This is a genomic window from Massilia sp. S19_KUP03_FR1, assembly GCF_036688685.1.
Classification (GTDB): Bacteria; Pseudomonadota; Gammaproteobacteria; order Burkholderiales; family Burkholderiaceae_D; genus JALYUM01.
The window spans coordinates 143,151-163,837 of sequence record NZ_JAQQPS010000005.1 but is presented as its reverse complement, the minus strand read 5'-3'; the positions used below and the strand labels follow the sequence as shown (position 1 = coordinate 163,837).

The window sequence follows — 20,687 nt, the reverse complement described above, 5'->3', positions numbered from 1 at the left end:
ATGGTTTGTCACGCACCGGTAAAAAAATCAGAGGATTACCATGACCCGTCGATATCTCGACATGAACCAGCACGATGCGCTCTACACGGTGGCGCGCAAGTACCCTGGCGGCGTCGATGCGCTGGCAAAGGAACTGGATATTTCACCGAACGTGCTGCGCAATAAACTGGCACCGACGATTTTCTCGCACTACCCGTCGTTCGAGGAAGTCTCGCGCATTGTCGAATGCTGCCACAACGCCGGCCTGCCTGACGCCCATTTGCCGCTGCACGCGCTGCTGGTGCGCCACGGCATGGCGGCGTTCGTGGTACCGCAGCCGAACCTGGCGCAACAGGACGACCTGTCGCAAACCGTGTGCCGCGTCATGAGCGAAGTGGGCGCCGTGGCCGAAGCCGTGTCCGACGCCCTGCGCGACGGCGTCGTCACCGCCGTCGAGGCCGACCTGATCGAGCGCGAATTCCACGCGGCCCTGTCGGCGCTGGGCGCCTGGCGCGCACGCCTGCGCGGGCAGGACGAAGCTGGCCTTCACTGAGGCCGCGCGTGCTCTGAACGGGCCGCGCTGCGCAGCGAGCCGAGAAACAGGCCCAGTCCGCCAAACGCCAGCACCAGCACCGTGATCAGATAAAACGCCGACATTGTGCGCAAATCCAGGCTGACCGATGCGATCACGCCGAACACCATCGCAAAGAAGGACGCGATGGCGATCAGCCAGCCCAGGTAACTGCGGGCGTTATAGAAAATCATGCCGATGCCGATCACCAGTGGCACCAGGATAATGCCGCCCGTGACGCCAAAGCCGCCAATGCCAAACAGGCGCGAGCCGAGCCCGAAGGTCGAACTGACGATCACATTATTGAGCAGTAAATAAAAGCCGCCGCACATCATGACCAGGCCCAGTAAAAATTGGCCACTGCCGCCGCTGGTTCCGCCTGCACCTTGCATGACACCCTCCGTGATAAACGATTAGTCGGCCAACTATAACAAAATCCCACCGCCCTGCGACGGTAATCCGGGCCGATGAATACCGCGCCCCAGCATGGAAAAAGGCCCGGTCGACAGGATCGACCGGGCCTTTCAGTTAAAACTTATTGCGCCGTTAAGCTTAGAAGCTGTAGCGGGCGCCAATTGTGACAACATCCGGTTTGGCGCCGAAATCGCGCTTCTCGCCATAACGCTCGTATTCAGCAACCAGCGCAACGTTCTGGTTCAGCTTGTACTGCACGCCCAGCGCGCCATACGCGGTGGTGCGGTGGTCGTCATAGCTCAGGCCCGGGGTGGTGCTCGACAGGCTGGCCTTGTTGTAAGACGCGCCCAGTTTGCCGTACGCCGAGAACTGTTCATTAATTGGTACCGCGTACTTCGCTGCCAGGTAGACCGAGTGGCCATCGGCTTCGGCACGGCCATTCACGCCATTCAAGGTGTAGCTGGCATCGGATTTGCGGAAGTCGGTGTAACCCACTTCAGCACCCCAGTTCTGGTTGATTTCGTAACCAGCAAAGACTTTGCCGGAAGCTTTCCAGCCGTCTGCATTCGTATTCGTGGCACCTGCGGCCGAGAAATCGTGGTCCGCCGAAGCGACGCCGACACCGACGTAGGTCTTTGGATAGGTCTCTTGCGCCTGGGCTGCGCCTGCAATTGCTACACCAGCGATCACTGCAAAAATGAGCTTTTTCATATCAACATCCTTTTGTCGTTCATCTGTTGCGCGGTTCACACTGAATCGCGTCAAAGTCCAAGATAGCAAACGACAAACGACATAACGGTGCACACTTCGTAAGAACTGTAAGCGAATGTAACGTAACTGACCGAAAAGCCAGTTATTTTTGCATTCCGTTTCCATCCTGCAAATTAATTGACCGGAAAGTCAGATTCAGGCGCGCGCCAACGGTTTTGGTCAGTTTGTTGATCCCGTGCTGCCAATGGTGCTGCAGCGCGCCTTGCATCAATAGCAGGCAGCCGTCGGGCAAATCGAGTTTGATGGTCTGTTTGGTGAGCTTGTGGCGCAGGACGAAGGTGCGGGTGGCGCCGAAGCTGAGCGATGCCACTACCGGATTACGCCCCAGTTCGCGCTCGTCGTCGCTGTGCATGCCCATGCTGTCGCGTTGGTCGCGGTAGTAATTCAGCAACACACTGTTGAAGCGGTGACTGCTGGCGGTTTCCACCGCTTCCTTAATGGACAGCAGCATAGGCGTCCACGGCAAAGGGTGAATGGTCAGTCCGGAATAGGTGTAGGGCGCGGCGCCGTACGCGGCAGTCAGGCGCGGCTGCAGGTGCTGCTTGCCGTAGACGGTGACGATTTCCGAGCGCCATGGCGTGTCGGCAATCAATTGCGCCATCACGGCGGCAGTGCTGGCCGCCAATGGCAGTTGCAGCAGCATTGCCAGTTCACCGTCATCGACGGGAATCGGGGTCAGTTCGGAACGGGCAGAAAACAGGTCCATTGGCAGGCTCGCAGTGCGGCCTGGCGCGCGAACATCAGGCGTAGGCCTCGGACAAACTCATCACGCGGGGCGTGACCGTGACACCGTGCTCGCCGAACAGGGCGACGATGGCGGCCAGGTTCACGGCCGACTCGGCCGTGGTCCAGCCATGGAACAGGTCGGTGCCCTTCTTTTCAAAATGCACGTCGAGCACCTGGCCGCGGTCGCGGTGAGTATAGCCTTTCTGGTGCACCTCTTCGAAGCCAAGCGTGCGCAAGGCAGCGAGCAAGGCAGCAGGTGACTTGTCCGGGTTGGTGGCGATATACACGCCGAAAGTCTTGCCGGGTGGCTTGGCGGCGATATCCACTTCGTAGACGCCGGGCGCCTTGCTGACGCTGGTCGATTTCAGGAACAACATCCTACCTCCCGCTTTATCATCATTTCGTCGGTCAAGCTTAGGGATAAACCGCTGATTTGTCGACCACTACCAGATAATTTAGTTCTAGGTCGCAACACTCTCACTAAATTGTCACTTTATTTTCAAACGCATGCATCCAATCTGAAACGCGGCGGGTAGTGACAGCATGCGCGGCTTTTATGCCGAGCGGCGCGCCCATCCACGTTATGCAAGGAGTTCCACATGTCAGCCATCCATTTCACGCCACGCCTGCTTGTTTCCACGATTGCCCTGACCCTCGCGGCCTGCGGCGGCGGCAATAACGACAATACCGCGGTGGTGGTCATGCCGCCGCCCCCCGTCGTCCTGCCTGGGGACGTGTTCGTCCTTACCGCCAGTAATCGCCTGGTCTCGTACGACATCGCCGCACCGGGCACGGCGCGCACCAACCTGGCAGTGAGCGGCCTGGCGGGGGGCGAGAACCTGCTCGGCATCGATTTCCGCCCGGCCGACGGCCTGCTGTATGCGGTCAGCAGCCTTGGTCGCGTGTACACACTCAACGGCAGCACCGGCGCGGCCACGCTGAAGTCGACGCTGGCGGCCGACGCCACCGACACGACACTGCCATTCACCGCGCTGGCCGGCACCAGCTTTGGCGTCGATTTCAACCCGGTGGCCGACCGCCTGCGCATCGTCAGCAACACCGGCCAGAGCCTGCGCATCAACGTCGATACGGGCGCCACCACGACCGATGGTGCCATCAACGGCGGCGCCGTCAACACTGCCATCAACGCCGCTGCCTACACCAACAGCTTTGCCGGCACCGCCACGACGACCCTGTTCGTGATCGATGCGGCCAACAACACGGTGTACACGCAAAACCCGCCGAACAACGGCACTCTGACGGTGCCGGTTGCATTGGGCGTGGCCGCAAGCAGTATCGGCGGCTTCGATATCGATGCGAAAACCAATACCGGCTATGCCGTGATGACGGTCGGCGGCGTGCGCGGCCTGTATTCGCTGAACCTGGCTGCGACGACGGCGCCCGCTACACTGATCGGTTCGGTTGGCCTGGACGAAGAGGCACGCGGCTTCGCGCTGCGCACCCCGGCCGCGCCAGTGGCATACGGCCTGACCGACGACGCCCGCATCGTCTCCTTCAAGATCGCGAATCCGAATACGCTCGACACGAATGTCGCCGTGACCGGCCTGGCGGCGGGCGAGCGCCTGCTCGGCTTCGACGTGCGGCCAAAGGATGGTTTGTTGTACGGGATTTCGTCGAATGGCCGCATCGTGACGATCGTACCGGCCACCGGTGTGGCCACCGTCAAGTCGACCCTGACTGCGGATGCCGCCGATACCACGGCGCCGTACAGCGCGGTTGCTGGCGCGACCTTCGCGGTCGACTTCAATCCGGTGGCTGACCGCCTGCGCGTGATCGGCAACACGGGCCAGAGCCTGCGTATCAACGTCGACACCGGCGCGACCACGACCGATGGCGCCATCAACCGCGCCGGCGCATTGCCGGTCGTAACGGGGGCGGCGTACACCAACAGCTATGCCGGCACCACGGCCACCATGTTGTATGACATCGATCTGGACGGCGCCAGCCTGGCGCTGCAGAATCCGCCGAACGACGGCACCCTGGTCAATATAGGCGCGTTGGGTGTCGCGGTGGCGGGTGATGTCGGGTTCGATATTGCTGGTGGCGCCAATGGCCTGGCGATCGCTGCGCTGCGCACCACGGTCACGGGTCCGAGCTCGCTGTATCGCATCGATTTGACGACCGGTGCGGCGGCCCTGCTGACCGGTACGGCGGCGACGTCGGCGGTGGGCGGCGCGACGGTTGGGTTGATGGACATCGCCATCGCGCTGAAGTAACGGCAAAGCGCCCGGCGTGGCCATCGTGGCCGCGCTGGAAGCGTTTTAACGCAGCACCAGCCCCCACACCGTCCCGCCGATCAGGAACAAGGAAGCCAGCAGCCCGATCATGAACCCCGCCTCGCGTTTCGGCGGCGCCTCGTAATACCCGAGCGCGTACAGCACTCTTCCCACGCACCACACTGCACCACCGGCCGCAGCCCACGGGTCGCCCAAAAACATCGCGCACAACCATAGTGGCGCCAGCGCCAGCGGCAGCTGTTCCAGCGTATTCGCCTGCACCCGCTGCGCCGCCAGAAAAGGCGCCGGCCCTTCCATCGACGGTGCGCTCACCTGATAGGTATTGCGCGCGCGGCCGGCCATGAAAGCGGTCCAGAAGTACACGGCGAGAATGGCCAGCGTGGCCCAGGCAGTCAGGTGCATTGGAACTCCATAAAATTACGCGTGCTTGCGTACGGCCAGCGCGGTCGTCGCGTCGGCCAGCGCAGCATACAGGGTGCCGGTGGGTTGGTGCCAGCCATCGATGGCCTGCTGCTGGCGCGCCACTGTCAGGAAGTCGCCGCGCGCGATCGGCCCGCTCAGCGCCGCCTCGGGTCCCAGCCGGAATACATTGTTCAGGGTTTCCGTCGCGAGCGGGCGCGCGAGCGCCAGCGCGACGTCCGCCGGAATGCCGGCCGCCTGATAAGCGCGCAGGGCGGCGTCGACCACCGTCACCAGGTAGTTCGACGCAAACACCGCCGCTGCGTGGTAGACCGTCTTGGCAGCGGCATCGATGACGACCATGCGCGCGCCGATCGCCGTCAAGGCTGGCGCCAGCAGTGCCAGCGCGGCAGCGTCGCCCTCAACACCGCAAAAGGTCCCGGTAAAATCCTGCGCCACTGCAGACGGGTCGGCGAAGCTGCGCACCGGATGGACGCTGGCGACGTGCGCGCCGAACTGCGACGCGGCTTGCAGTTCCGCCGACGATTTGGCGCCGCTACAGTGAAATACCAGCGCGCCGTGCAGCAGGCCGGTGGCGGCAAGCTGCGCACACACCGGTGCGATCTGGTCGTCGCCGACGGCGAGCATCCACACGTCGGCGCGGCGCAACGACGCCATATCGGCCAGTGCCGTGCCGGCGCCGATGAAGGCGAGCGCGTCCAGCGCGCTGGCGTGGGAGCGGGTCAACACGTCCTGCACCTGATAGCTGCCGCTTACCGCCAACAGGCGACCCAGCACGCGGCCGACATGGCCGGCGCCGACGATGTTCAAGGTCGCCATCAAAACCCGGAACCCGGCTCGGTCAGGAACGCCGCTTCTTCCGGTGTCGACGCGCGTCCCAGAATGGCATTGCGATGCGGGAAGCGGCCAAAGCGGGCAATCACTTTGCTGTGGCGGTGCGCGAAGTCGAGCGAGTCGGCAAAGCGCTCGTGCTGCGCCGTCAGCCGGGTGAACAGCGCGATCGCCTTCGCCTGCATGGCCGGGTCTTCCGCGTGCTCGAAGGGCATGTACGCAAACGCGCGCTGGTCCGGTGTCAGCGCCAGGTCGGCGCCGCTGTCGACCAGCAGGACGGCGGCCGCCAGCGCCAGCGCGTCACCGGCAAACGACGCCGGCGTAGCGCGCCAGGCGTTGCGGGTGAACTGGTCGAGCACGAGAATGCGCGCCAGCGTGCCGGCTGCGCCCTGTTCGTCCCACTCGCGCAGACCACCGCACAGCGCCGCGTCGATGGTGGCGCCGAAGCGTTCACGCACCTCTGCATCGAAGGCGGCATTCTTGCGGAACCAGTTCGCGGGCGGCTGGCTGAACCAGAAATCGAGGACTTCTTGCGCTGTCATGGCGTTTTTTTGACCAGCTGTTTTTCGAACGCGATGTCGCTCTTGGTCATGCGCCGCGTTTCCTGCGGCCCGAGCTTGTTGACGAACGCGACAAAATCATCGAGCTCCAGCGGGCTCGATAAGGGCGGTTCGCCCGGTTTTTCGCTGAGGAAGAAGTAGCCTTCGCCGGTGATCGACATCGACCAGCCGGCGTTGCCGGTGCGGCGTTTCAGGCGGTCGACCGCGGCACTGGCGCGGGTGGAGCGGGCACTGGCCATCTTAGATTGCCTCCGTACGTAACAGGAGCCAGTCGCGCGCGGCGCCCGTCACCAGAGGAGACAGGCGCGCGCGCACGGTGGCGTGGTAGTCGTTGAGCCAGTCGATCTCGCGCTGGTCGAACAGAGCCGGATCGATCACGCGCGTGTCGATCGGGCACAAGGTCAGTGTTTCGAATTGCAGGAATTCGCCGAATTCGGTGACGTCCGCAAGCACGTTGTAGACCAGGTTTTCGATGCGGATGCCGTGGCGGCCCGGCTTGTAGATGCCTGGCTCGATCGACGTGATCATGCCCGGCTCCATGGCCGTGTGCGGCTCTGGCATGGTGGTCGGCGAGATCGATTGCGGGCCCTCATGTACATTCAAAAAGTAGCCGACGCCGTGACCGGTGCCGTGGCCGTAATCGACACCACCAGCCCAGATCGGGGCGCGCGCGATGGCGTCCAGCAGCGGCGACCGGGTGCCGCGCGGGAACTGGGTGTGCGACAACGCGATCAAGCCCTTGAGCACCAGGGTGAAGTCGCGGCGTTGTTCCGCGGACGGCGTGCCGACCGGGATCACGCGGGTGATGTCGGTGGTGCCACCCAGGTACTGGCCGCCCGAGTCGATCAGCAGCAAGCCATCGCCTGCGATGGTCGCGCAAGTCCCCTCGGCGGCGCGGTAATGCATGATGGCGCCGTTGGCATTGAACCCGGCGATGGTGCCGAAGCTGGCGCTGACAAAGCCGGGCCGGCTGGCACGTGCGGCGGTGATGCGGCGGTCGATTTCCACTTCGTCCAGCGGCGCGCGGGCGGCGTCGTTCAAAGTCGCTTCCAGGTCCGCAAAAAACGCGCACAGGGCGGCGCCATCCTGCTCCATTGCAGCGCGCACGTGCGCCGCTTCCGCGGCGCTTTTGCGCGACTTGGCAAACGTGCTCGGGTTGATGGCTTCGACCACGCGCACGCCTTCGGCCACGGCGGCGCGCATGCCGGCGGTAACGCGGCGCGGATCGAGCAGCACGGTGCTGCCGGGTGCCAGCGCTTGCAGGCTGGCGGCGGCGTCAAGGTAGGGTGCCAGGTGCACGCCATCGGCCAGCAGGATCGCGCGCAGCGCGTCGGAAACCTTGTTTGCGCCAACGAACAGGGTGGCCCGCTCGGCATCGATCAGCGCATGCGCCAAAAACACGGGATTGAAATTGACGTCGGCGCCGCGCAGGTTGAACAGCCACGCAATATCGTCCAGCGTCGAGATGAAATGCGCGTCGGCGCCGGCTTTGGCCATCGCGGTGCGCGTGTCAAGCAGGCGCGCGTTGCGCGCCGCGGTGGCGTGCGGCGCAGCGTGTTCGAACACGGGCGCGGCGGGCAAGGCGGGACGCTCGAGCCAGACGGCGTCGAGCAGGTCGATCTCGGTCATCAGATTGATGCCGCGTGCTTTCAACGCATCGGCCAGCAGGCGCGCGGTGGCCAGTCCCAGCACGCGCGCGTCGACCGCCACCGTTTGGCCAGGCTGCAGATTCGCGGCGAGCCAGTCGATGTGCAGTACGCTGGCGGCGCCCGGGATTTTCATCAGGGCAATCTCGGTGCCGGCCAGTTCGGTTTCGGCCTGCGTCGTGTAGCGGCCGTCGGTCCAGACGCCGGCGAAATCAGGCGTCACGACCAGCGTGCCAACTGAGCCGGTGAAGCCGGACAGCCATTCGCGACCCTGCCAGTGGCCGGGCAGGTATTCGGACAGGTGCGGGTCGGCCGAGGGCACGATCACGGCGTCGACCTGCGCTTGCGCCATGGCGGCGCGCAAATCAGTCAGGCGCCGGGCGCGGCTGGCGTGGGAATCAAGTGGGGACATGAGAATTGCGTATGTGGAAACAGCGCTTATGATACGACTTTCATCGGAGACGTGACATGGATATCGAAGCAGCAAAACAGCTGTGCCGCAGCTTTCCCGGCTGCGTGGAAGACGTCAAATGGGACGAGAACCTGGTGTTCTGCGTCGGTGCCAAAATGTTCGCCGTCACACAGGTGGATGCCGCGGCCGACGCCATCAGTTTCAAGGTCGAGGACGAACGCTTCCTCGAATTGACCGACCGCCCCGGCATTGTCCCGGCACCTTATCTCGCGCGCGCAAAATGGGTGCAGGTGCAGCCGGCGGCTAAACTGAGCGATGCCGAAGCCACGGTGCTGCTGCGCCGTTCCTATGAACTCGTGTTTGCGAAGCTGACGCGCAAGCTGCAGCGCGAGATCACGGAGGCCAACGAGCCAACTGCTGCGGGTGCATAATCGGCGTATCCAACCTGGAGATGCGCCATGTCACCTTTGAAGACCGTCCTCGCCTTCGCGCTGCCGCTGCTCATGCTGGCGGTGCAGGCCGCGCCTGCCGCGTCGTGGGTACAACTGAACTCATTAGATGATTTACCCGCCGCGGTGCGCGCCAGCCTGGCGGCGGCGACGGGCTTGTCGGACCGCGGCGGGCCATTCAATGCCGGCTGCGTGGTGCAGAAGGATGTGCCGCAGAGCCGCTTCGTGCTCGGCGCGCGCCAGCCCGATGTGCTGGTGCTGGCAGTCGAACATGGCGGCTTCGCCCACTTTGTTGAAACGCTCGAGTACCGCCAGGCCGGCGGGCTATGGACGCTGGCGCGGCGCGGACACGGCAGCGTGAACGTGGACAGCGCGCAGGTCCTGGTGGCGCAGCACCAGGAATCGCAGAAGCGCGCTACGCCTTAGTTAAAGCGCCAGACGGGCGCGCGCCGCGTTGTATTCCGCTGTCAGGCGCGCCACCATCTCGGCGACCGTCGGCACGTCGTCCATCAAGCCGACGCCCTGGCCGGCGCCCCAGATATCGCGCCATGCTTTCGCACTGCCCGAACCGAAACTCATCTTGCTCTTGTCGGACTCCGGCAGGGCATCCGGATCGAGGCCGGCATTGACGATGGATTTTTTCAGGTAGTTGCCGTGCACGCCAGTGAACAGATTGGTGTAGACGACGTCGGCAGCGGTCGATTCGACGATTGCGTCGCGGTAAGCGTCGCTGATATTCGATTCGCGCGTGGCCAGCCAGCGCGAGCCGATGTAGGCGAAGTCGGCGCCCATCGCTTGCGCGGCCAGAATCGCGTCGCCGGTGGCGATTGAACCGGACAAGGCGACCGGACCGTTAAAAAATTTGCGCACTTCGCCGACCAGCGCGAACGGCGACAAGCCGCCCGCATGGCCGCCGGCGCCGGCGGCGACGAGAATCAAGCCATCCACGCCCGCTTCCAGCGCTTTATGGGCGTGGCGGATCGAAATCACGTCATGCAGCACGATGCCGCCGTAGCTGTGGATCGCGTCCATCATCTCCTTCGGCGGCGCGCGCAGCGACGAGATGATGATCGGGATCTGGTGCTTGACGCACATCTCGACGTCGTGCGCGAGGCGGTCGTTCGACTGGTGCACGATCTGGTTGACGGCGATCGGGCCGACTTTCGCGTCCGGGTTGGCGACGCGGTAGGCATCGAGCTCCGCCTTCAAATCACCCAGCCAGGTGTCGAGCAGTTCGGCCGGACGGGCGTTCAGTGCCGGGAAGGAGCCGACGATGCCGGCCTTGCATTGCGCCGCGACCAGCGCGGGACCGCTGGCAATGAACATCGGCGACGCGATGACGGGTAAGGACAGGTTTTGCAATGCAAGGGGCAGCGCCATGGTGGACTTTCGGACGGATTGATCGGGCGAGTCGATTATAGCGTGAAAAAAAGTACGACCGTGCTAGATTTTAGATTCTAATCGGCGTTGACCAGCCAGCCGTCGACGCTGTGCGCAGCACCGGCGCGCACCAGCGCCGCAAGCGCCCAGGGCGCCAGTTCCGCCGGGCCGGTGCGCAGCAGCCGTACGCAGGCATCGTTCACAACGGGGATGGCTTCCAGCAAAGCGGGGATGGCGGCGATGGGTATCGTTTGCCGTTCGAGCAGCAGGAATTTCAGCATCACCTTGACGGCATATTCGGCATTGCGCTGCGGGTCGGCCGCCAACCAGGCCAGGCGCGAGCGCGCGCGCGCCAGGGCGCCGACGGCGTCCATGAACGGCGCGCCGTGGCCGGGAATGACGCGGCGCGGGGCCAGCTGATCAATCAGGTCCAGCGTGGCGGGCTGCTCGTCGAACCCCGGCTCACCGGCCAGTTCCGGGAAAATCACCCCGAAGCCGTTTTCCCACAGCGCGTCGGCGGCGATCAGGGTGCGCTGGTGCGGGCAAAACAGCAACAAGGCGTGGTTGTCGTGGCCGGGAGCGGCCAGCACCTGCCAGGTGTCTCCGCCCAGCGTGAGCGCGTCGCCGGCATGCAGGACGGCGTCGAACGTAAAACGGTCGCAGCGCTGGCCGGTGGCCCGGTAGCTCAGCGCAGCCTGGTCCCAGGCGCGCACCTTGTCGGCCTCGGCGGCGGGGATCGCCGTGTGGCAGGCGTAGTGCGCTTGCAGGAGGGCGTTGCCGCCGCAGTGGTCGGAATGCAGGTGCGTATTGAACAGGCGCGCGAGTGGCTGCTCGCCCAGCGCGTGGCGCACCAGCGCCAGCGTTTGCGGGGCGTGGGACACATAGCCGCTATCGACCAGGGCCGAGCCGTCGGGGCCGTCGAACAGGATGTTGTTCGACGAGAGCCAACCGCGCTCGAACACGGTCATGGCCATCAGTCGAAGCCGAGCGTTTCTTCGCGGCGGCGGATTTCCTGCCAGACGGCGCGTTTGTAATCGTCGTCGGCGCTGCCCCAGGCGACGATTTCATCGATGGTGCGCAGGCAGCCGCGGCACAGGCCCGTGTCGGGCGCCATCTCGCACAGGCTGATGCAGGGCGACGGCACCGGCGTGGGCCGGGTTTCCTCATGCGGGCTCATGTGGCCGCCCTGGCGATTTTTTGCGCCAGCCTGTCGTTGAAGCGGGCGGCATCGATCACGTGGCGCTCATGCGTGCCGGTGCAGACCTTCTCCAACGCATCCCAGGCGTCGACCTGGAAGCGCACGCGCCGGCCATCAACTTCCAGTACTTCCACCTGAATGTGCAGCGCCATGCCGGGCGGCGTCGGCGCCAGATGTTGAAAATTGACCATGGTGCCAAGGCTCTGTTCGCGCGGCCAGTCGAGATAGTCGCGCATGCCATTCAGGCAAGCCAGTTCCATCATGCCGACCAGGTAGCCGGTGGCAAGCACGTCGGGCATGTCGTGACAAAACGAGGTGTCGTGGTAGAGCTGCGGCACGGTCGCGCGCGCCGGTACGGTATAGCGCCAATCGAAGCGCAAGCCTGCCTGGAAAGATGAGTTCATGGGCGCAAGGTTAGCCGATGCAATCGAATCGTGCTTGCCCCCAAACCAAAATGGGGTACAGTAAACCATCCACCTGGATGGTGTAAGGATGGTGTAAGCGAAACTGAGGAGACAATTGTGGGCAAAATGGAAACAACAGAACTGAAACCGAAGCTGGCCGATTCGGAAAAAATCACCATCAACCTGGGCATGATCGACCTGGGACAAATCGATTTATTGGTCAGCGAAGGTTTTTATGCCAACCGGACTGACCTGATCCGCACGGCGATCCGCAATCAGTTAAATACGCATGCCGACGTGGTGCGCCAGACCGTTGCCCGCAAGAGCCTGGTACTGGGCCTGCACCATTATTCGCGCAAAGACCTCGAAGCGGCGCAGGCCGCCGGCGTGCGCTTGCAAATCCAGGTATTGGGCATGGCAAGCATTGCCGCCGATGTCAGCGTCGAACTGGCGCTGGCGACCATTGAATCAATACTCGTGCTGGGTGCCTTGCATGCCAGCGCCGCCGTCAAGACCGCACTGGCGGGCAGGATTGTTTAGCCCGGTGTCATTGCGCTTGACCCAACAAGAAGCAAAGGAACCACCATGAAACTGCAACCTCGAATGTTCGCGCAAATGCGTGCCGCCACCCGGACGCTGATGGGCAAAGGTCCAATCGCCGCTACCACGGCCTTGCAGGAAGTACTCAAAAGCGTTGCCACAGCGGCCGCAAACACCCCTGCCGCCGCGCCAGCGATGCGCGACATCAATCCCCCACCGACGCATGCCGGACCTGCAGCACCGCCTGCCCCTGAACCACTGGAAGCAAAGACCTCAGCACCAATGTTTGATCACACCAAAATGTTCGACAACTTCGTGCCCGACATGCTGGCCAATCTCGACCGCATGAACGAAGCGGGCCGCAGTGCCTTCACGATGCCGAATTTCCAGATGCCCGGCGGCGCAGCCCAGACCGCGCCGGCCGACGCCTTGCCCGGGAAATTCAGCGACGGCACCTTCAGCAACGAAGCCGGCGCGCGCCACTACAAGCTGTACGTACCAAGCGGCTACACCGGTGAAGCAGTACCGCTGGTGGTCATGCTGCACGGCTGCACGCAGGACCCGGACGATTTTGCGCGCGGCACGCAGATGAATGTGCTGGCCGAAGAGATGCAGTGCCTGGTGCTGTATCCAGCCCAGTCGCAGCAGGCCAATTCCTCGCGCTGCTGGAACTGGTTCAGCGCCAGCGACCAGACACGCGACCGGGGCGAGCCATCGATCATCGCCGGCATGACCCGCGAAATCATGGAGCAATATCAGATCGATCCTGCCCAGGTGTATGTGGCAGGGCTGTCGGCTGGCGGCGCCATGGCCACGATTATGGGCACGCTGTATCCCGAGCTGTATGCGGCGGTGGGCGTTCACTCCGGGCTGCCGTATGGATCGGCGCACGATTTACCGTCCGCGCTGGCGGCAATGAAAGGCAACATCGGCCGCAGCAACGAAAAAAGCCGCACGATCCCGATCATCGTCTTCCACGGCGACAAGGACACGACAGTTCATCCCGCCAACGGTGACGCCTTGATAGCCCGCGGCGTGCCGCATGGCGCCAACGACATCGTGGTCGAGCCGGGCCGCGTGCCGGAAGGCCACGCCTACACCCGCACCATGCACCAGCGCGCGGACGGTTCGCCGCATGCCGAACAGTGGCTGATCCACGGCGCCGGCCACGCCTGGTCCGGCGGCAACGCCCGCGGCAGCTACACCGACGGCAAGGGCCCTGACGCCAGCCGCGAAATGATGCGCTTCTTCCGCACCCAAAGCGACCGCCCCGACCCGGCCATCTGATGCTCGCAAGCTCTTACCCAACAATGAGGGTCAGACACTGACCCTCATTGTTGGGTTCTGGATTTTTGGCAAGCTCGGTGGGCGGGGTCGCGCGCGACAGTTGGGCGATGCGGGATTCGAGGCAGGGGCGGCACCAGCAGCCGCCCGCTTCCTCGGGTAGCGGGACGGCCGCGGGAAGCGTCGTACACCAGCAGGCACCGGGTGTGTTGTCGGCCATTGCGCAGGAGAACACGGCGCCGCAGAGGGTGCATGTACTCACGGGAATTCGGGCTGTGCGCGTGGGTGCGCCAGCGGTGGGAAGGCACGCGGAATGGTCATATCGGCTAACCATAACGTAACAAACCGTAAAATTCAACAACACCGCCATATAATGCGCACAGGCTACGCCAAGTTGCCTGTAAAATCTCGCAAAATTCTTTTCCGGATAATTCATGACTTCTCCTGTGAACCGCGCAACCGACCAGATCGACGACCTGGCTAACGTGTCGCCGCAGATCAAAGCGCAAATCCTGGCCGAGGCGCTGCCGTACATTCGTAACTTCCACGGCAAAACCATCGTCATCAAATACGGTGGCAACGCCATGACCGACGAACGCCTCAAGCATGGCTTCGCACGCGACGTGATCCTGCTGAAACTGGTCGGCATGAACCCGGTCGTGGTGCACGGCGGCGGTCCACAAATCGACAACGCCCTGAAAAAAATCGGCAAGCAAGGTTCCTTCGTACAAGGCATGCGTATCACCGACGAAGAAACCATGGAAGTGGTCGAGTGGGTGCTGGGCGGTGAAGTGCAACAGGACATCGTCATGCTGATCAACCACTACGGCGGCCAGGCAGTCGGCCTGACCGGCAAGGATGGCGGCTTGATCCGGGCCCGCAAGATGGCCATGCCGGACAAAGAAAAACCAGGCGAATTCGTCGATATCGGTTTTGTGGGCGAAATCGAAGCGATCAATCCTGCAGTCGTGAAAGCGCTGCAGGACGACGCCTTCATTCCGATCATCTCGCCGATCGGTTTTGGCCAGGATGGCCAGGCCTACAACATCAACGCAGATGTGGTCGCCGGTAAAATCGCGGAAATCCTGAAAGCCGAAAAGCTGATCATGATGACCAACATCGCCGGCGTGCAGGATAAATCGGGCAACCTGGTGACCGACCTGTCGGCCCGCGAAATCGACGAGATGTTCGCCGACGGCACGATCTCCGGCGGCATGCTGCCAAAGATCTCGTCCGCGCTGGACGCGGCCAAGTCGGGCGTGAACACCGTGCACATCATCGACGGGCGCATCGAGCACTCATTGCTGCTCGAAGTCTTGACCGAACAAGCATTTGGCACTATGATCCGCTCGCACTAAAGTTTTAACGCAGTAAACGTATCAGGGTTATCGAAAACCGTCGCGAGCGGCAGCACAGGCGGTCGAGAAGCACAGCTGTACAATCGTACAGCGAGCATCGCAGACCGCCTGTGCAACGCGCAGCAGGTTTGCGATAACCCCACCACATGCCCTTTTAGCTCAGTGGTAGAGCACTCCCTTGGTAAGGGAGAGGCCACGTGTTCAATCCACGTAAAGGGCACCATTTCTGCAGCACCCTCCCCGTTCAGTACACCCGCTCGACCCGGTATCCCTTCGCCTGCAATAACGCCGGCACGCCCCGTTTGCCCAGCAGGTGCAGCATGCCAATCGCCCCGACCGTCTTCTCTTCGCGCTGCAGCAGCGCCGCCAGCTTGTCGGCCAGCGCGCCGTTGCGTCCGTCCAGCAGCGTCTCGCGCATGAACTTGCCGGACACGCTGGTGTCTTCCTCGACCTGCTTGACCAGCGCATCGAGCGCGACGCGGTCGGCATGGGCCCAGGCCTCGACCAGGCCGCGCGCTTCTGCCAGCTCTTCACCGGAGGCCAGGTTATCCAGGCTCTCATCGAGAAAATGCCACTGCTCGGCGCTGGTGAGTTTGTTGAACTGGCCCAGCTGCCCGTCGACCGTCTCGAGCGCCACGACGCGCGTTTTGCCGCGCCGGGCCAGCTGCGCCAGCCAGGCATCGGCGGAGAACTCCGGGCGGTAGCCCAGCTTCTGGTATTGCGACAGCGAGATCAGCGCCGCCACCATGGCCGGATTGAGCACATTCGCCGCCTCTGCTTCGACGCCGGCCGCCTTCAAGGCCACGTCCAGCTGTGCGCGCCGCGCCGGCGCCATGCGCTCGTAACCGGCGCCGCCCGGCACGATCATCCCCTGGCGCACCATCGCCTGCGCCATCTGTTCGGGCGGCTGGGCCGGATCGATTTCCAGCGCCAGCGTCGAGGCGCCCTTGACCGCATCGACGATGCGCGCTTCGAGCGGATAAAATTCAGGCAGGCCGACGTGCATGGTGCCGAACAGGTACTGCGTGTGACCCTGGCCAGTGACCTTGAACAGCGCGCCGCGCTCGACGGCCCAGGAGGGAACAGCGATCAGCCACAGCAGGCAGGTCATCCAGACGATTTTTTGGCGCATCACGGTTCCATTTGCAGGTAGTGAGGGCATGATACCGGTGCCGTGCCAAAGCACCTATAATCTGCCGTTCCCTACTTTGGTGCTACCGTGTCCAAGTCCTCCCCTCCCCTCTGGCTGTTCGATCTCGACAACACCTTGCACGACGCGTCGCACGCGATTTTTCCCGCCATTAGCGCGAACATGAACGTCTACATCGCGCGCGTGCTGGGCCAGGACGGCGTGCCGGCCACCATCGAGGCCGTCAACGCGGCGCGGCTCGATTACTGGAAACGCTACGGCGCCACCCTGCTCGGCATGATGCGCCACCACGCGGTGCTACCGGCCCACTTCCTGCACGAGACGCACAGCCTGGCGGACCTGCGCGGCATGATGCGCGCCGAGCGTGGCCTGGGCCGCCTGCTGCGCAGCCTCCCGGGACGCAAAATTTTGCTCACCAATGCCCCGACGCGCTATTCGACCGATGTGCTGCAGCACCTGCGCCTGGCGCGCCGGTTCGACCACCACATCGCCATCGAAGACATGCACGTGCACCGCCAGCTGCGTCCCAAGCCGTCGACGCTGATGCTGCGCCGCCTGTTGCGCAAACATCGCGCCGCGCCATCGCGCTGCATCCTGGTCGAAGACACGCTGGACAACCTGCGCGGCGCCAGACGCCTGGGCCTGCGCACCGTCTGGGTGACCCAGTATCTGCGCGAGCCATCCTTAAAACGCCCCGGCTACGTCGATGTCAAAGTAAAATCGGTGCGCCAGCTCGGGGCGCGCCTGCGTGCCCTCGGCGCCGAACGCTAACCTGTTACTCAACCTACCCAGTCCACTCCATGGCAAGCACCAAGCCGGGCCAGCGCAAGCTGCAAATCCTCGAAGCATTAGCTGCCATGCTGGAGCAGCCACGTGGCGAAAAAATCACCACCGCCGCCCTGGCCAAGCGGCTCGATGTGTCCGAAGCGGCGCTGTATCGCCACTTCGCCAGCAAGGCGCAGATGTTCGAGGGCCTCATCGATTTTATTGAGGCCAGCGTGTTCGGCCTGATCAACCAGATCGCCGAACGCGAGGAGAATGGCGTAAAACAGGCCCACGCCACCTTGCAGATGCTGCTCGCCTTTGCCGCCGCCAACCCCGGCATGACGCGCGTGCTGATCGGCGATGCGCTGGTCGGCGAAGACGAACGCCTGCAAGCGCGCATGAACACGTTTTATGAGCGCATCGAGCTGGCGTTGAAACAATCGCTGCGGCTGGCCGTGACCCAGGGCGATGGCATCGAGCTTGAAGTGGCCGAACGCGCCAACCTGATGGCCAGTTATATTACCGGCCGCTGGCACCGCTACGCCAAGAGCGGCTTCAAACAACACCCGGTCGAAGGCAGCGCCCTGCAACTGGCGCTGCTGCTGGCGTGATGGACACGGTATTCGCCCTGCTGGAGGAATCTGGCTCGGCCCGCTCGCGCCTGTACACCGGCCACGCCGGCACGCTGCGCTGCGACGATGCCAATGGCTGGCCAGCGCTGCTGGCCAACATGCAGACGGCGCTGCAGCGCGGCCTGTACGCGGTGCCGGTGCTGACCTACGAACTCGGGGCACAGTTACTCGGCATTCCGGCACAAGCACCGCAAGCGCCACTGGCCCAGGTGCTGTTGTTCTCCAGCTGTGACCGGCTCGATACCGATGCCGTACAAACCTGGCTGAGTGCGCGCACCACCGATACCTCGCCAGCGGGCATCGCCGCCCTGCGCGCCAGCGTCGATGAAGCCGAATTCACGGCGGCCATCGACCGCATCCGCAGCCTGATCGCTGCCGGCGATACGTACCAGGTAAACTATACATACCGTATACGTTTTGACGCCTTCGGCTCGGTCTTCGCATTGTATTCCCGCCTGCGTGCGCGCCAGCCGGTGCCGTATGGCGCGCTGATCGGCCTGCCCGACGGCGGCGCGGTCCTGTCCTTTTCGCCCGAGCTGTTCGTGCGCCTCGATGGCGCCACGCTGACGGCGCGGCCGATGAAGGGCACGGCGCCTGCCAGCGACGACGCGACTGAAGATGCGCGCCGTGCCGCAGCACTCGCGACCGATCCCAAAAACCGCGCCGAAAACCTGATGATCGTCGACCTGCTGCGCAATGACCTGGGACGCATCGCGCAAACCGGCAGCGTCACGGTCCCGAAGCTGTTCGACGTGCAGCGCTTCGGCGCCGTGCTGCAGATGACGACGACGGTGCAGGCGCAATTGCGCCCCGACGTCACGCTGACGGCACTGTTCGGCGCCCTGTACCCGTGCGGCTCGATCACCGGCGCGCCCAAGCAGCGTACGATGGAAATCATCAGCGCGCTCGAATCGGCGCCGCGCGGCATTTATACGGGCGCCATCGGCTGGTTCGATCCAGCCCGACCCGACCAGGCAATCGGCGACTTTTGTTTGTCCGTGCCAATTCGCACGCTGGCGCTGCGGCCGCTCGAACATGGCGTGCGCCGCGGTGAACTCGGCGTGGGCGCCGGCATCGTCTACGACAGCGCAGCGGCGTCCGAATTTGAAGAGTGCAAACTGAAGGCGCGCTTTTTAACCAGCCTGCCCAACACCTTCGAGATTTTTGAAACCCTGCGCGCCGACAGCGAGGATGGCTACCGCCACCTTGCCCTGCACCTGGCGCGCCTGACCGCATCCAGCGATTATTTCGGCTTCCCCTGCGATATCGACCAGGCGCGCGCCTTGCTCGAACAAACACGCCTGGGCCTCGCCCCGGGCCAGCGCCACCGCGTGCGTCTGGCGCTTGGTGCGCACGGCGCCTGGACGGTGCAGTCGGCGCCCATCAAGCCCCTGCACGAACCGGTGCGCGTGGTGCTCGCGCGTGAAACCACCGATTCCAGCGACCTGTTCTTGCGACATAAAACCAGTGTGCGCAGCGTGTACGACACCGCCTGGCGCGACGCCGAGGCGCAGGGCGCGTTCGACGCGCTGTTCTTCAACGAGCGCGGCGAGTTGACGGAGGGTGGGCGCAGCAATGTGTTCGTGCGCGTGGAGGAGAACTGGTACACGCCGCCGCTGGCGTGCGGCGTGTTGCCCGGCGTGATGCGCGCCGTGCTGCTGGACGCCCCCGCGTGGCGCGCGCGCGAAAAAGTCATCACGCTGGAGATGTTTGATGAGGTCGAGGACATCGTCGTCTGCAATGCGCTGCGCGGACCGCTGCGCGCGTTCCTCTAATTATTCGCCCCACCCGCGCACCGTACTGCCACCGAACACGGCGTGCTGGCGCATCCCCGGCTTGAACAGGCTATACAAGGCCTGCTGCTCAGGCGCGCTGGCGTCGTCCAGAGCGGCACGCTGGGCGGGCGACAGCACGATATCAAGCGCTGCCACATTTTCATGCAACTGTTCGACCCGGCTCACACCCAGCAGCATCGACGCCACGCCCGGACGCCCGTTCAGCCACGCGTAGGCGATGCTGGCCGGGCTGTGTCCCGCTTCGCGCGCCACCGCCTTGAGTGCATCGACCAGTTGCCAGTTGCGCTCCGTGAACAGCGTATCGCCGAACGGATTGGCGCCGTCGAGGCGCTTGTCGCCGGCGGGCCGCTGCTCGCCCGCTGCGGCAGCCTCGCGCGGCAAGCCGCCGGCACGTGGTCCCGCCGCTTCCACCGTGGCGCGATCGTATTTGCCAGTCAACAGGCCAAACGCGAGCGGGCTCCATGGCACGATGCCCATCCCGAATTCGGCCGCCAGCGGCACATATTCGTCCTCGATGCCGCGGTTGGCCAGCGCATAAAAATACTGCAGCGCGATGGGGCCGGGCAGAGCGCGCACCTGCGCCAGCGTGGCCAGCCTGGCGATATACCAGGCCGGCGCATTCGACATGCCCCAGTAGCGCATCTTGCCGGCGCGGACCAGCGCAGACATGGTCTCGAGCAGCTCCTCGGCCGGCGTCACGCCATCCCAGACGTGGATCCAGTACAGGTCGATGTAATCGGTGCGCAGGCGTCGCAGCGAGCCTTCCAGCGCGGCGTGCACGTGCTTGGCGCCATTCCCGCCCGCATGCGGCCCGGTCCCGGCCGCAAAGCCCGACTTGGTGGCCAGCACAAGCTGCTCGCGCAGTTTGCCCTCGGCCACAAAGGCACCAATCATTTCCTCGCTGCGGCCGCTGGAATAGACATCGGCGGTGTCGATAAAATTGCCGCCCGCCTCGACGTATGCGTTGAACACCGCGCGCGAACCGGCGTCGTCGGAACCCCAGCGCGCCATGCCAAAGGTCATGGTGCCCAGGCCAAATGGGCTGACGGCGAGGCCGGAACGGCCCAGAGTGCGGTAGTTGTACAGGGACATGGCTTTACTTTCCGAGTGATTGATAGGAAAATCATAGCCCGATCCATCAAG

The 20,687-nt window shown here is 63.9% G+C and carries 26 protein-coding genes and 1 tRNA gene; 11 read left to right on the top strand and 16 right to left on the bottom strand.

From position 1 onward, the window contains the following. Positions 1 to 40: 40 nt before the first annotated feature. Complete coding sequence (locus V6M87_RS07310) at positions 41 to 532, top strand: phage regulatory CII family protein (RefSeq protein WP_332875939.1); 492 nt, start codon at positions 41 to 43, stop codon at positions 530 to 532. Here V6M87_RS07310 and V6M87_RS07305 read toward each other — a convergent pair. The 4 genes from V6M87_RS07305 to V6M87_RS07290 form a co-directional block, all read right to left on the bottom strand. Further along, positions 526 to 942, bottom strand: coding sequence for a hypothetical protein (locus V6M87_RS07305; protein WP_332875938.1), 417 nt, complete (start codon positions 940 to 942; stop codon positions 526 to 528). The two genes, V6M87_RS07310 and V6M87_RS07305, sit on opposite strands and share 7 nt — an antisense overlap. Positions 943 to 1,102: 160 nt before the next feature. After that, the gene (locus V6M87_RS07300) at positions 1,103 to 1,675 is read right to left on the bottom strand and encodes an outer membrane beta-barrel protein (protein WP_332875937.1); all 573 of its coding nucleotides are present in this window, start codon (positions 1,673 to 1,675) and stop codon (positions 1,103 to 1,105) included. Between the two features lie 142 nt (positions 1,676 to 1,817). Then, positions 1,818 to 2,441, bottom strand: coding sequence for an alpha-ketoglutarate-dependent dioxygenase AlkB family protein (locus V6M87_RS07295; protein WP_332875936.1), 624 nt, complete (start codon positions 2,439 to 2,441; stop codon positions 1,818 to 1,820). A gap of 34 nt (positions 2,442 to 2,475) precedes the next feature. Continuing rightward, positions 2,476 to 2,838, bottom strand: a complete 363-nt coding sequence (locus V6M87_RS07290; protein WP_332875935.1) for a hypothetical protein — start codon at positions 2,836 to 2,838, stop codon at positions 2,476 to 2,478. A 222-nt stretch (positions 2,839 to 3,060) separates the two neighbouring features. Between V6M87_RS07290 and V6M87_RS07285 the strand changes: the two genes are divergently transcribed. After that, positions 3,061 to 4,698 (top strand): DUF4394 domain-containing protein, encoded by a 1,638-nt coding sequence (locus tag V6M87_RS07285; RefSeq protein ID WP_332875934.1) that lies wholly within the window; start codon positions 3,061 to 3,063, stop codon positions 4,696 to 4,698. 45 nt (positions 4,699 to 4,743) lie between these two features. Here the strand turns inward: V6M87_RS07285 and V6M87_RS07280 are convergent, their stop codons facing one another. The 5 genes from V6M87_RS07280 to V6M87_RS07260 are packed head-to-tail and all read right to left on the bottom strand — an operon-like array spanning position 4,744 to position 8,588. Continuing rightward, positions 4,744 to 5,121 carry an MAPEG family protein gene (locus tag V6M87_RS07280; protein WP_332875933.1) on the bottom strand — a complete coding sequence of 126 codons (378 nt, stop codon included), beginning with the start codon at positions 5,119 to 5,121 and terminating at the stop codon, positions 4,744 to 4,746. Positions 5,122 to 5,136: 15 nt separating this feature from the next. Beyond that, on the bottom strand, positions 5,137 to 5,958 hold the full coding sequence (locus V6M87_RS07275) for a Rossmann-like and DUF2520 domain-containing protein (protein WP_332875932.1): 822 nt from the start codon (positions 5,956 to 5,958) through the stop codon (positions 5,137 to 5,139). Further along, positions 5,958 to 6,512, bottom strand: coding sequence for a DUF924 family protein (locus V6M87_RS07270; RefSeq protein WP_332875931.1), 555 nt, complete (start codon positions 6,510 to 6,512; stop codon positions 5,958 to 5,960). The genes V6M87_RS07275 and V6M87_RS07270 overlap by 1 nt, the downstream gene beginning before the upstream one ends. Further along, positions 6,509 to 6,769, bottom strand: coding sequence for a hypothetical protein (locus V6M87_RS07265; RefSeq protein WP_332875930.1), 261 nt, complete (start codon positions 6,767 to 6,769; stop codon positions 6,509 to 6,511). Before V6M87_RS07265 ends, V6M87_RS07270 begins: the two co-directional genes overlap by 4 nt. 1 nt (position 6,770) lies before the next feature. After that, complete coding sequence (locus tag V6M87_RS07260; RefSeq protein WP_332875929.1) at positions 6,771 to 8,588, bottom strand: aminopeptidase P family protein; 1,818 nt, start codon at positions 8,586 to 8,588, stop codon at positions 6,771 to 6,773. Between the two features lie 56 nt (positions 8,589 to 8,644). Between V6M87_RS07260 and V6M87_RS07255 the strand changes: the two genes are divergently transcribed. Together V6M87_RS07255 and V6M87_RS07250 are read left to right on the top strand one after the other, a co-directional pair. Next, a complete protein-coding gene (locus tag V6M87_RS07255) occupies positions 8,645 to 9,019 on the top strand; it encodes an MmcQ/YjbR family DNA-binding protein (RefSeq protein WP_332875928.1) in 375 nt (124 codons plus the stop codon). 27 nt (positions 9,020 to 9,046) lie between these two features. Then, positions 9,047 to 9,463, top strand: a complete 417-nt coding sequence (locus V6M87_RS07250; protein WP_332875927.1) for a hypothetical protein — start codon at positions 9,047 to 9,049, stop codon at positions 9,461 to 9,463. Here the strand turns inward: V6M87_RS07250 and V6M87_RS07245 are convergent, their stop codons facing one another. The 4 genes from V6M87_RS07245 to V6M87_RS07230 form a co-directional block, all read right to left on the bottom strand. After that, positions 9,464 to 10,417, bottom strand: a complete 954-nt coding sequence (locus V6M87_RS07245) for an NAD(P)H-dependent flavin oxidoreductase (RefSeq protein WP_332875926.1) — start codon at positions 10,415 to 10,417, stop codon at positions 9,464 to 9,466. It lies immediately after the preceding gene. 77 nt (positions 10,418 to 10,494) lie between these two features. Further along, positions 10,495 to 11,385 carry an MBL fold metallo-hydrolase gene (locus V6M87_RS07240; protein ID WP_332876070.1) on the bottom strand — a complete coding sequence of 297 codons (891 nt, stop codon included), beginning with the start codon at positions 11,383 to 11,385 and terminating at the stop codon, positions 10,495 to 10,497. Positions 11,386 to 11,390: 5 nt separating this feature from the next. Continuing rightward, positions 11,391 to 11,594: a DUF1289 domain-containing protein gene (locus V6M87_RS07235; protein ID WP_332875925.1), complete on the bottom strand. Its 204-nt coding sequence runs from the start codon at positions 11,592 to 11,594 to the stop codon at positions 11,391 to 11,393. After that, on the bottom strand, positions 11,591 to 12,019 hold the full coding sequence (locus V6M87_RS07230; RefSeq protein ID WP_332875924.1) for a thioesterase family protein: 429 nt from the start codon (positions 12,017 to 12,019) through the stop codon (positions 11,591 to 11,593). Before V6M87_RS07230 ends, V6M87_RS07235 begins: the two co-directional genes overlap by 4 nt. A gap of 126 nt (positions 12,020 to 12,145) precedes the next feature. Here V6M87_RS07230 and V6M87_RS07225 point away from each other — a divergent pair, with 126 nt between their 5' ends. Beyond that, positions 12,146 to 12,559 carry a CopG family transcriptional regulator gene (locus V6M87_RS07225; protein WP_332875923.1) on the top strand — a complete coding sequence of 138 codons (414 nt, stop codon included), beginning with the start codon at positions 12,146 to 12,148 and terminating at the stop codon, positions 12,557 to 12,559. Between the two features lie 45 nt (positions 12,560 to 12,604). Then, positions 12,605 to 13,846 carry an extracellular catalytic domain type 1 short-chain-length polyhydroxyalkanoate depolymerase gene (locus V6M87_RS07220; protein WP_332875922.1) on the top strand — a complete coding sequence of 414 codons (1,242 nt, stop codon included), beginning with the start codon at positions 12,605 to 12,607 and terminating at the stop codon, positions 13,844 to 13,846. A 13-nt stretch (positions 13,847 to 13,859) separates the two neighbouring features. Here V6M87_RS07220 and V6M87_RS07215 read toward each other — a convergent pair whose 3' ends face one another. After that, a complete protein-coding gene (locus tag V6M87_RS07215; RefSeq protein WP_332876069.1) occupies positions 13,860 to 14,177 on the bottom strand; it encodes a cysteine-rich CWC family protein in 318 nt (105 codons plus the stop codon). A gap of 100 nt (positions 14,178 to 14,277) precedes the next feature. Here V6M87_RS07215 and argB point away from each other — a divergent pair, with 100 nt between their 5' ends. Together argB and V6M87_RS07205 are read left to right on the top strand one after the other, a co-directional pair. Beyond that, entirely contained in the window at positions 14,278 to 15,201 is a 924-nt protein-coding gene (argB, locus tag V6M87_RS07210) for an acetylglutamate kinase (protein WP_332875921.1), read from the top strand. Positions 15,202 to 15,349: 148 nt separating this feature from the next. After that, positions 15,350 to 15,424: transfer RNA gene (locus V6M87_RS07205), tRNA-Thr, on the top strand. Between the two features lie 21 nt (positions 15,425 to 15,445). Here V6M87_RS07205 and V6M87_RS07200 read toward each other — a convergent pair. Further along, positions 15,446 to 16,333, bottom strand: coding sequence for a TraB/GumN family protein (locus V6M87_RS07200; protein ID WP_332875920.1), 888 nt, complete (start codon positions 16,331 to 16,333; stop codon positions 15,446 to 15,448). A gap of 87 nt (positions 16,334 to 16,420) precedes the next feature. Between V6M87_RS07200 and V6M87_RS07195 the strand changes: the two genes are divergently transcribed. From V6M87_RS07195 to pabB, 3 genes are read left to right on the top strand one after another with little or no spacing between them, the layout of a single operon-like run. After that, on the top strand, positions 16,421 to 17,122 hold the full coding sequence (locus V6M87_RS07195) for an HAD-IA family hydrolase (protein WP_332875919.1): 702 nt from the start codon (positions 16,421 to 16,423) through the stop codon (positions 17,120 to 17,122). Positions 17,123 to 17,151: 29 nt separating this feature from the next. Beyond that, a complete protein-coding gene (gene slmA, locus V6M87_RS07190) occupies positions 17,152 to 17,727 on the top strand; it encodes a nucleoid occlusion factor SlmA (protein WP_332875918.1) in 576 nt (191 codons plus the stop codon). Further along, the gene (gene pabB, locus V6M87_RS07185) at positions 17,727 to 19,523 is read left to right on the top strand and encodes an aminodeoxychorismate synthase component I (RefSeq protein WP_332875917.1); all 1,797 of its coding nucleotides are present in this window, start codon (positions 17,727 to 17,729) and stop codon (positions 19,521 to 19,523) included. The genes slmA and pabB overlap by 1 nt, the downstream gene beginning before the upstream one ends. Here pabB and V6M87_RS07180 read toward each other — a convergent pair whose 3' ends face one another. After that, positions 19,524 to 20,636 (bottom strand): aldo/keto reductase, encoded by a 1,113-nt coding sequence (locus V6M87_RS07180; RefSeq protein WP_332875916.1) that lies wholly within the window; start codon positions 20,634 to 20,636, stop codon positions 19,524 to 19,526. Positions 20,637 to 20,687: the final 51 nt, after the last annotated feature.

What these genes read in the sequence shown, in the direction of transcription:
- V6M87_RS07310 (WP_332875939.1), top strand. Translation starts at nt 41, where the DNA reads ATGACCCGTCGATATCTCGACATGAACCAGCACGATGCGCTCTACACG.
- V6M87_RS07305 (WP_332875938.1), bottom strand. Translation starts at nt 942, where the DNA reads ATGCAAGGTGCAGGCGGAACCAGCGGCGGCAGTGGCCAATTTTTACTG.
- V6M87_RS07300 (WP_332875937.1), bottom strand. Translation starts at nt 1,675, where the DNA reads ATGAAAAAGCTCATTTTTGCAGTGATCGCTGGTGTAGCAATTGCAGGC.
- V6M87_RS07295 (WP_332875936.1), bottom strand. Translation starts at nt 2,441, where the DNA reads ATGGACCTGTTTTCTGCCCGTTCCGAACTGACCCCGATTCCCGTCGAT.
- V6M87_RS07290 (WP_332875935.1), bottom strand. Translation starts at nt 2,838, where the DNA reads ATGTTGTTCCTGAAATCGACCAGCGTCAGCAAGGCGCCCGGCGTCTAC.
- V6M87_RS07285 (WP_332875934.1), top strand. Translation starts at nt 3,061, where the DNA reads ATGTCAGCCATCCATTTCACGCCACGCCTGCTTGTTTCCACGATTGCC.
- V6M87_RS07280 (WP_332875933.1), bottom strand. Translation starts at nt 5,121, where the DNA reads ATGCACCTGACTGCCTGGGCCACGCTGGCCATTCTCGCCGTGTACTTC.
- V6M87_RS07275 (WP_332875932.1), bottom strand. Translation starts at nt 5,958, where the DNA reads ATGGCGACCTTGAACATCGTCGGCGCCGGCCATGTCGGCCGCGTGCTG.
- V6M87_RS07270 (WP_332875931.1), bottom strand. Translation starts at nt 6,512, where the DNA reads ATGACAGCGCAAGAAGTCCTCGATTTCTGGTTCAGCCAGCCGCCCGCG.
- V6M87_RS07265 (WP_332875930.1), bottom strand. Translation starts at nt 6,769, where the DNA reads ATGGCCAGTGCCCGCTCCACCCGCGCCAGTGCCGCGGTCGACCGCCTG.
- V6M87_RS07260 (WP_332875929.1), bottom strand. Translation starts at nt 8,588, where the DNA reads ATGTCCCCACTTGATTCCCACGCCAGCCGCGCCCGGCGCCTGACTGAT.
- V6M87_RS07255 (WP_332875928.1), top strand. Translation starts at nt 8,645, where the DNA reads ATGGATATCGAAGCAGCAAAACAGCTGTGCCGCAGCTTTCCCGGCTGC.
- V6M87_RS07250 (WP_332875927.1), top strand. Translation starts at nt 9,047, where the DNA reads ATGTCACCTTTGAAGACCGTCCTCGCCTTCGCGCTGCCGCTGCTCATG.
- V6M87_RS07245 (WP_332875926.1), bottom strand. Translation starts at nt 10,417, where the DNA reads ATGGCGCTGCCCCTTGCATTGCAAAACCTGTCCTTACCCGTCATCGCG.
- V6M87_RS07240 (WP_332876070.1), bottom strand. Translation starts at nt 11,385, where the DNA reads ATGACCGTGTTCGAGCGCGGTTGGCTCTCGTCGAACAACATCCTGTTC.
- V6M87_RS07235 (WP_332875925.1), bottom strand. Translation starts at nt 11,594, where the DNA reads ATGAGCCCGCATGAGGAAACCCGGCCCACGCCGGTGCCGTCGCCCTGC.
- V6M87_RS07230 (WP_332875924.1), bottom strand. Translation starts at nt 12,019, where the DNA reads ATGAACTCATCTTTCCAGGCAGGCTTGCGCTTCGATTGGCGCTATACC.
- V6M87_RS07225 (WP_332875923.1), top strand. Translation starts at nt 12,146, where the DNA reads ATGGAAACAACAGAACTGAAACCGAAGCTGGCCGATTCGGAAAAAATC.
- V6M87_RS07220 (WP_332875922.1), top strand. Translation starts at nt 12,605, where the DNA reads ATGAAACTGCAACCTCGAATGTTCGCGCAAATGCGTGCCGCCACCCGG.
- V6M87_RS07215 (WP_332876069.1), bottom strand. Translation starts at nt 14,177, where the DNA reads ATGGTTAGCCGATATGACCATTCCGCGTGCCTTCCCACCGCTGGCGCA.
- argB (WP_332875921.1), top strand. Translation starts at nt 14,278, where the DNA reads ATGACTTCTCCTGTGAACCGCGCAACCGACCAGATCGACGACCTGGCT.
- V6M87_RS07200 (WP_332875920.1), bottom strand. Translation starts at nt 16,333, where the DNA reads ATGCGCCAAAAAATCGTCTGGATGACCTGCCTGCTGTGGCTGATCGCT.
- slmA (WP_332875918.1), top strand. Translation starts at nt 17,152, where the DNA reads ATGGCAAGCACCAAGCCGGGCCAGCGCAAGCTGCAAATCCTCGAAGCA.
- pabB (WP_332875917.1), top strand. Translation starts at nt 17,727, where the DNA reads ATGGACACGGTATTCGCCCTGCTGGAGGAATCTGGCTCGGCCCGCTCG.
- V6M87_RS07180 (WP_332875916.1), bottom strand. Translation starts at nt 20,636, where the DNA reads ATGTCCCTGTACAACTACCGCACTCTGGGCCGTTCCGGCCTCGCCGTC.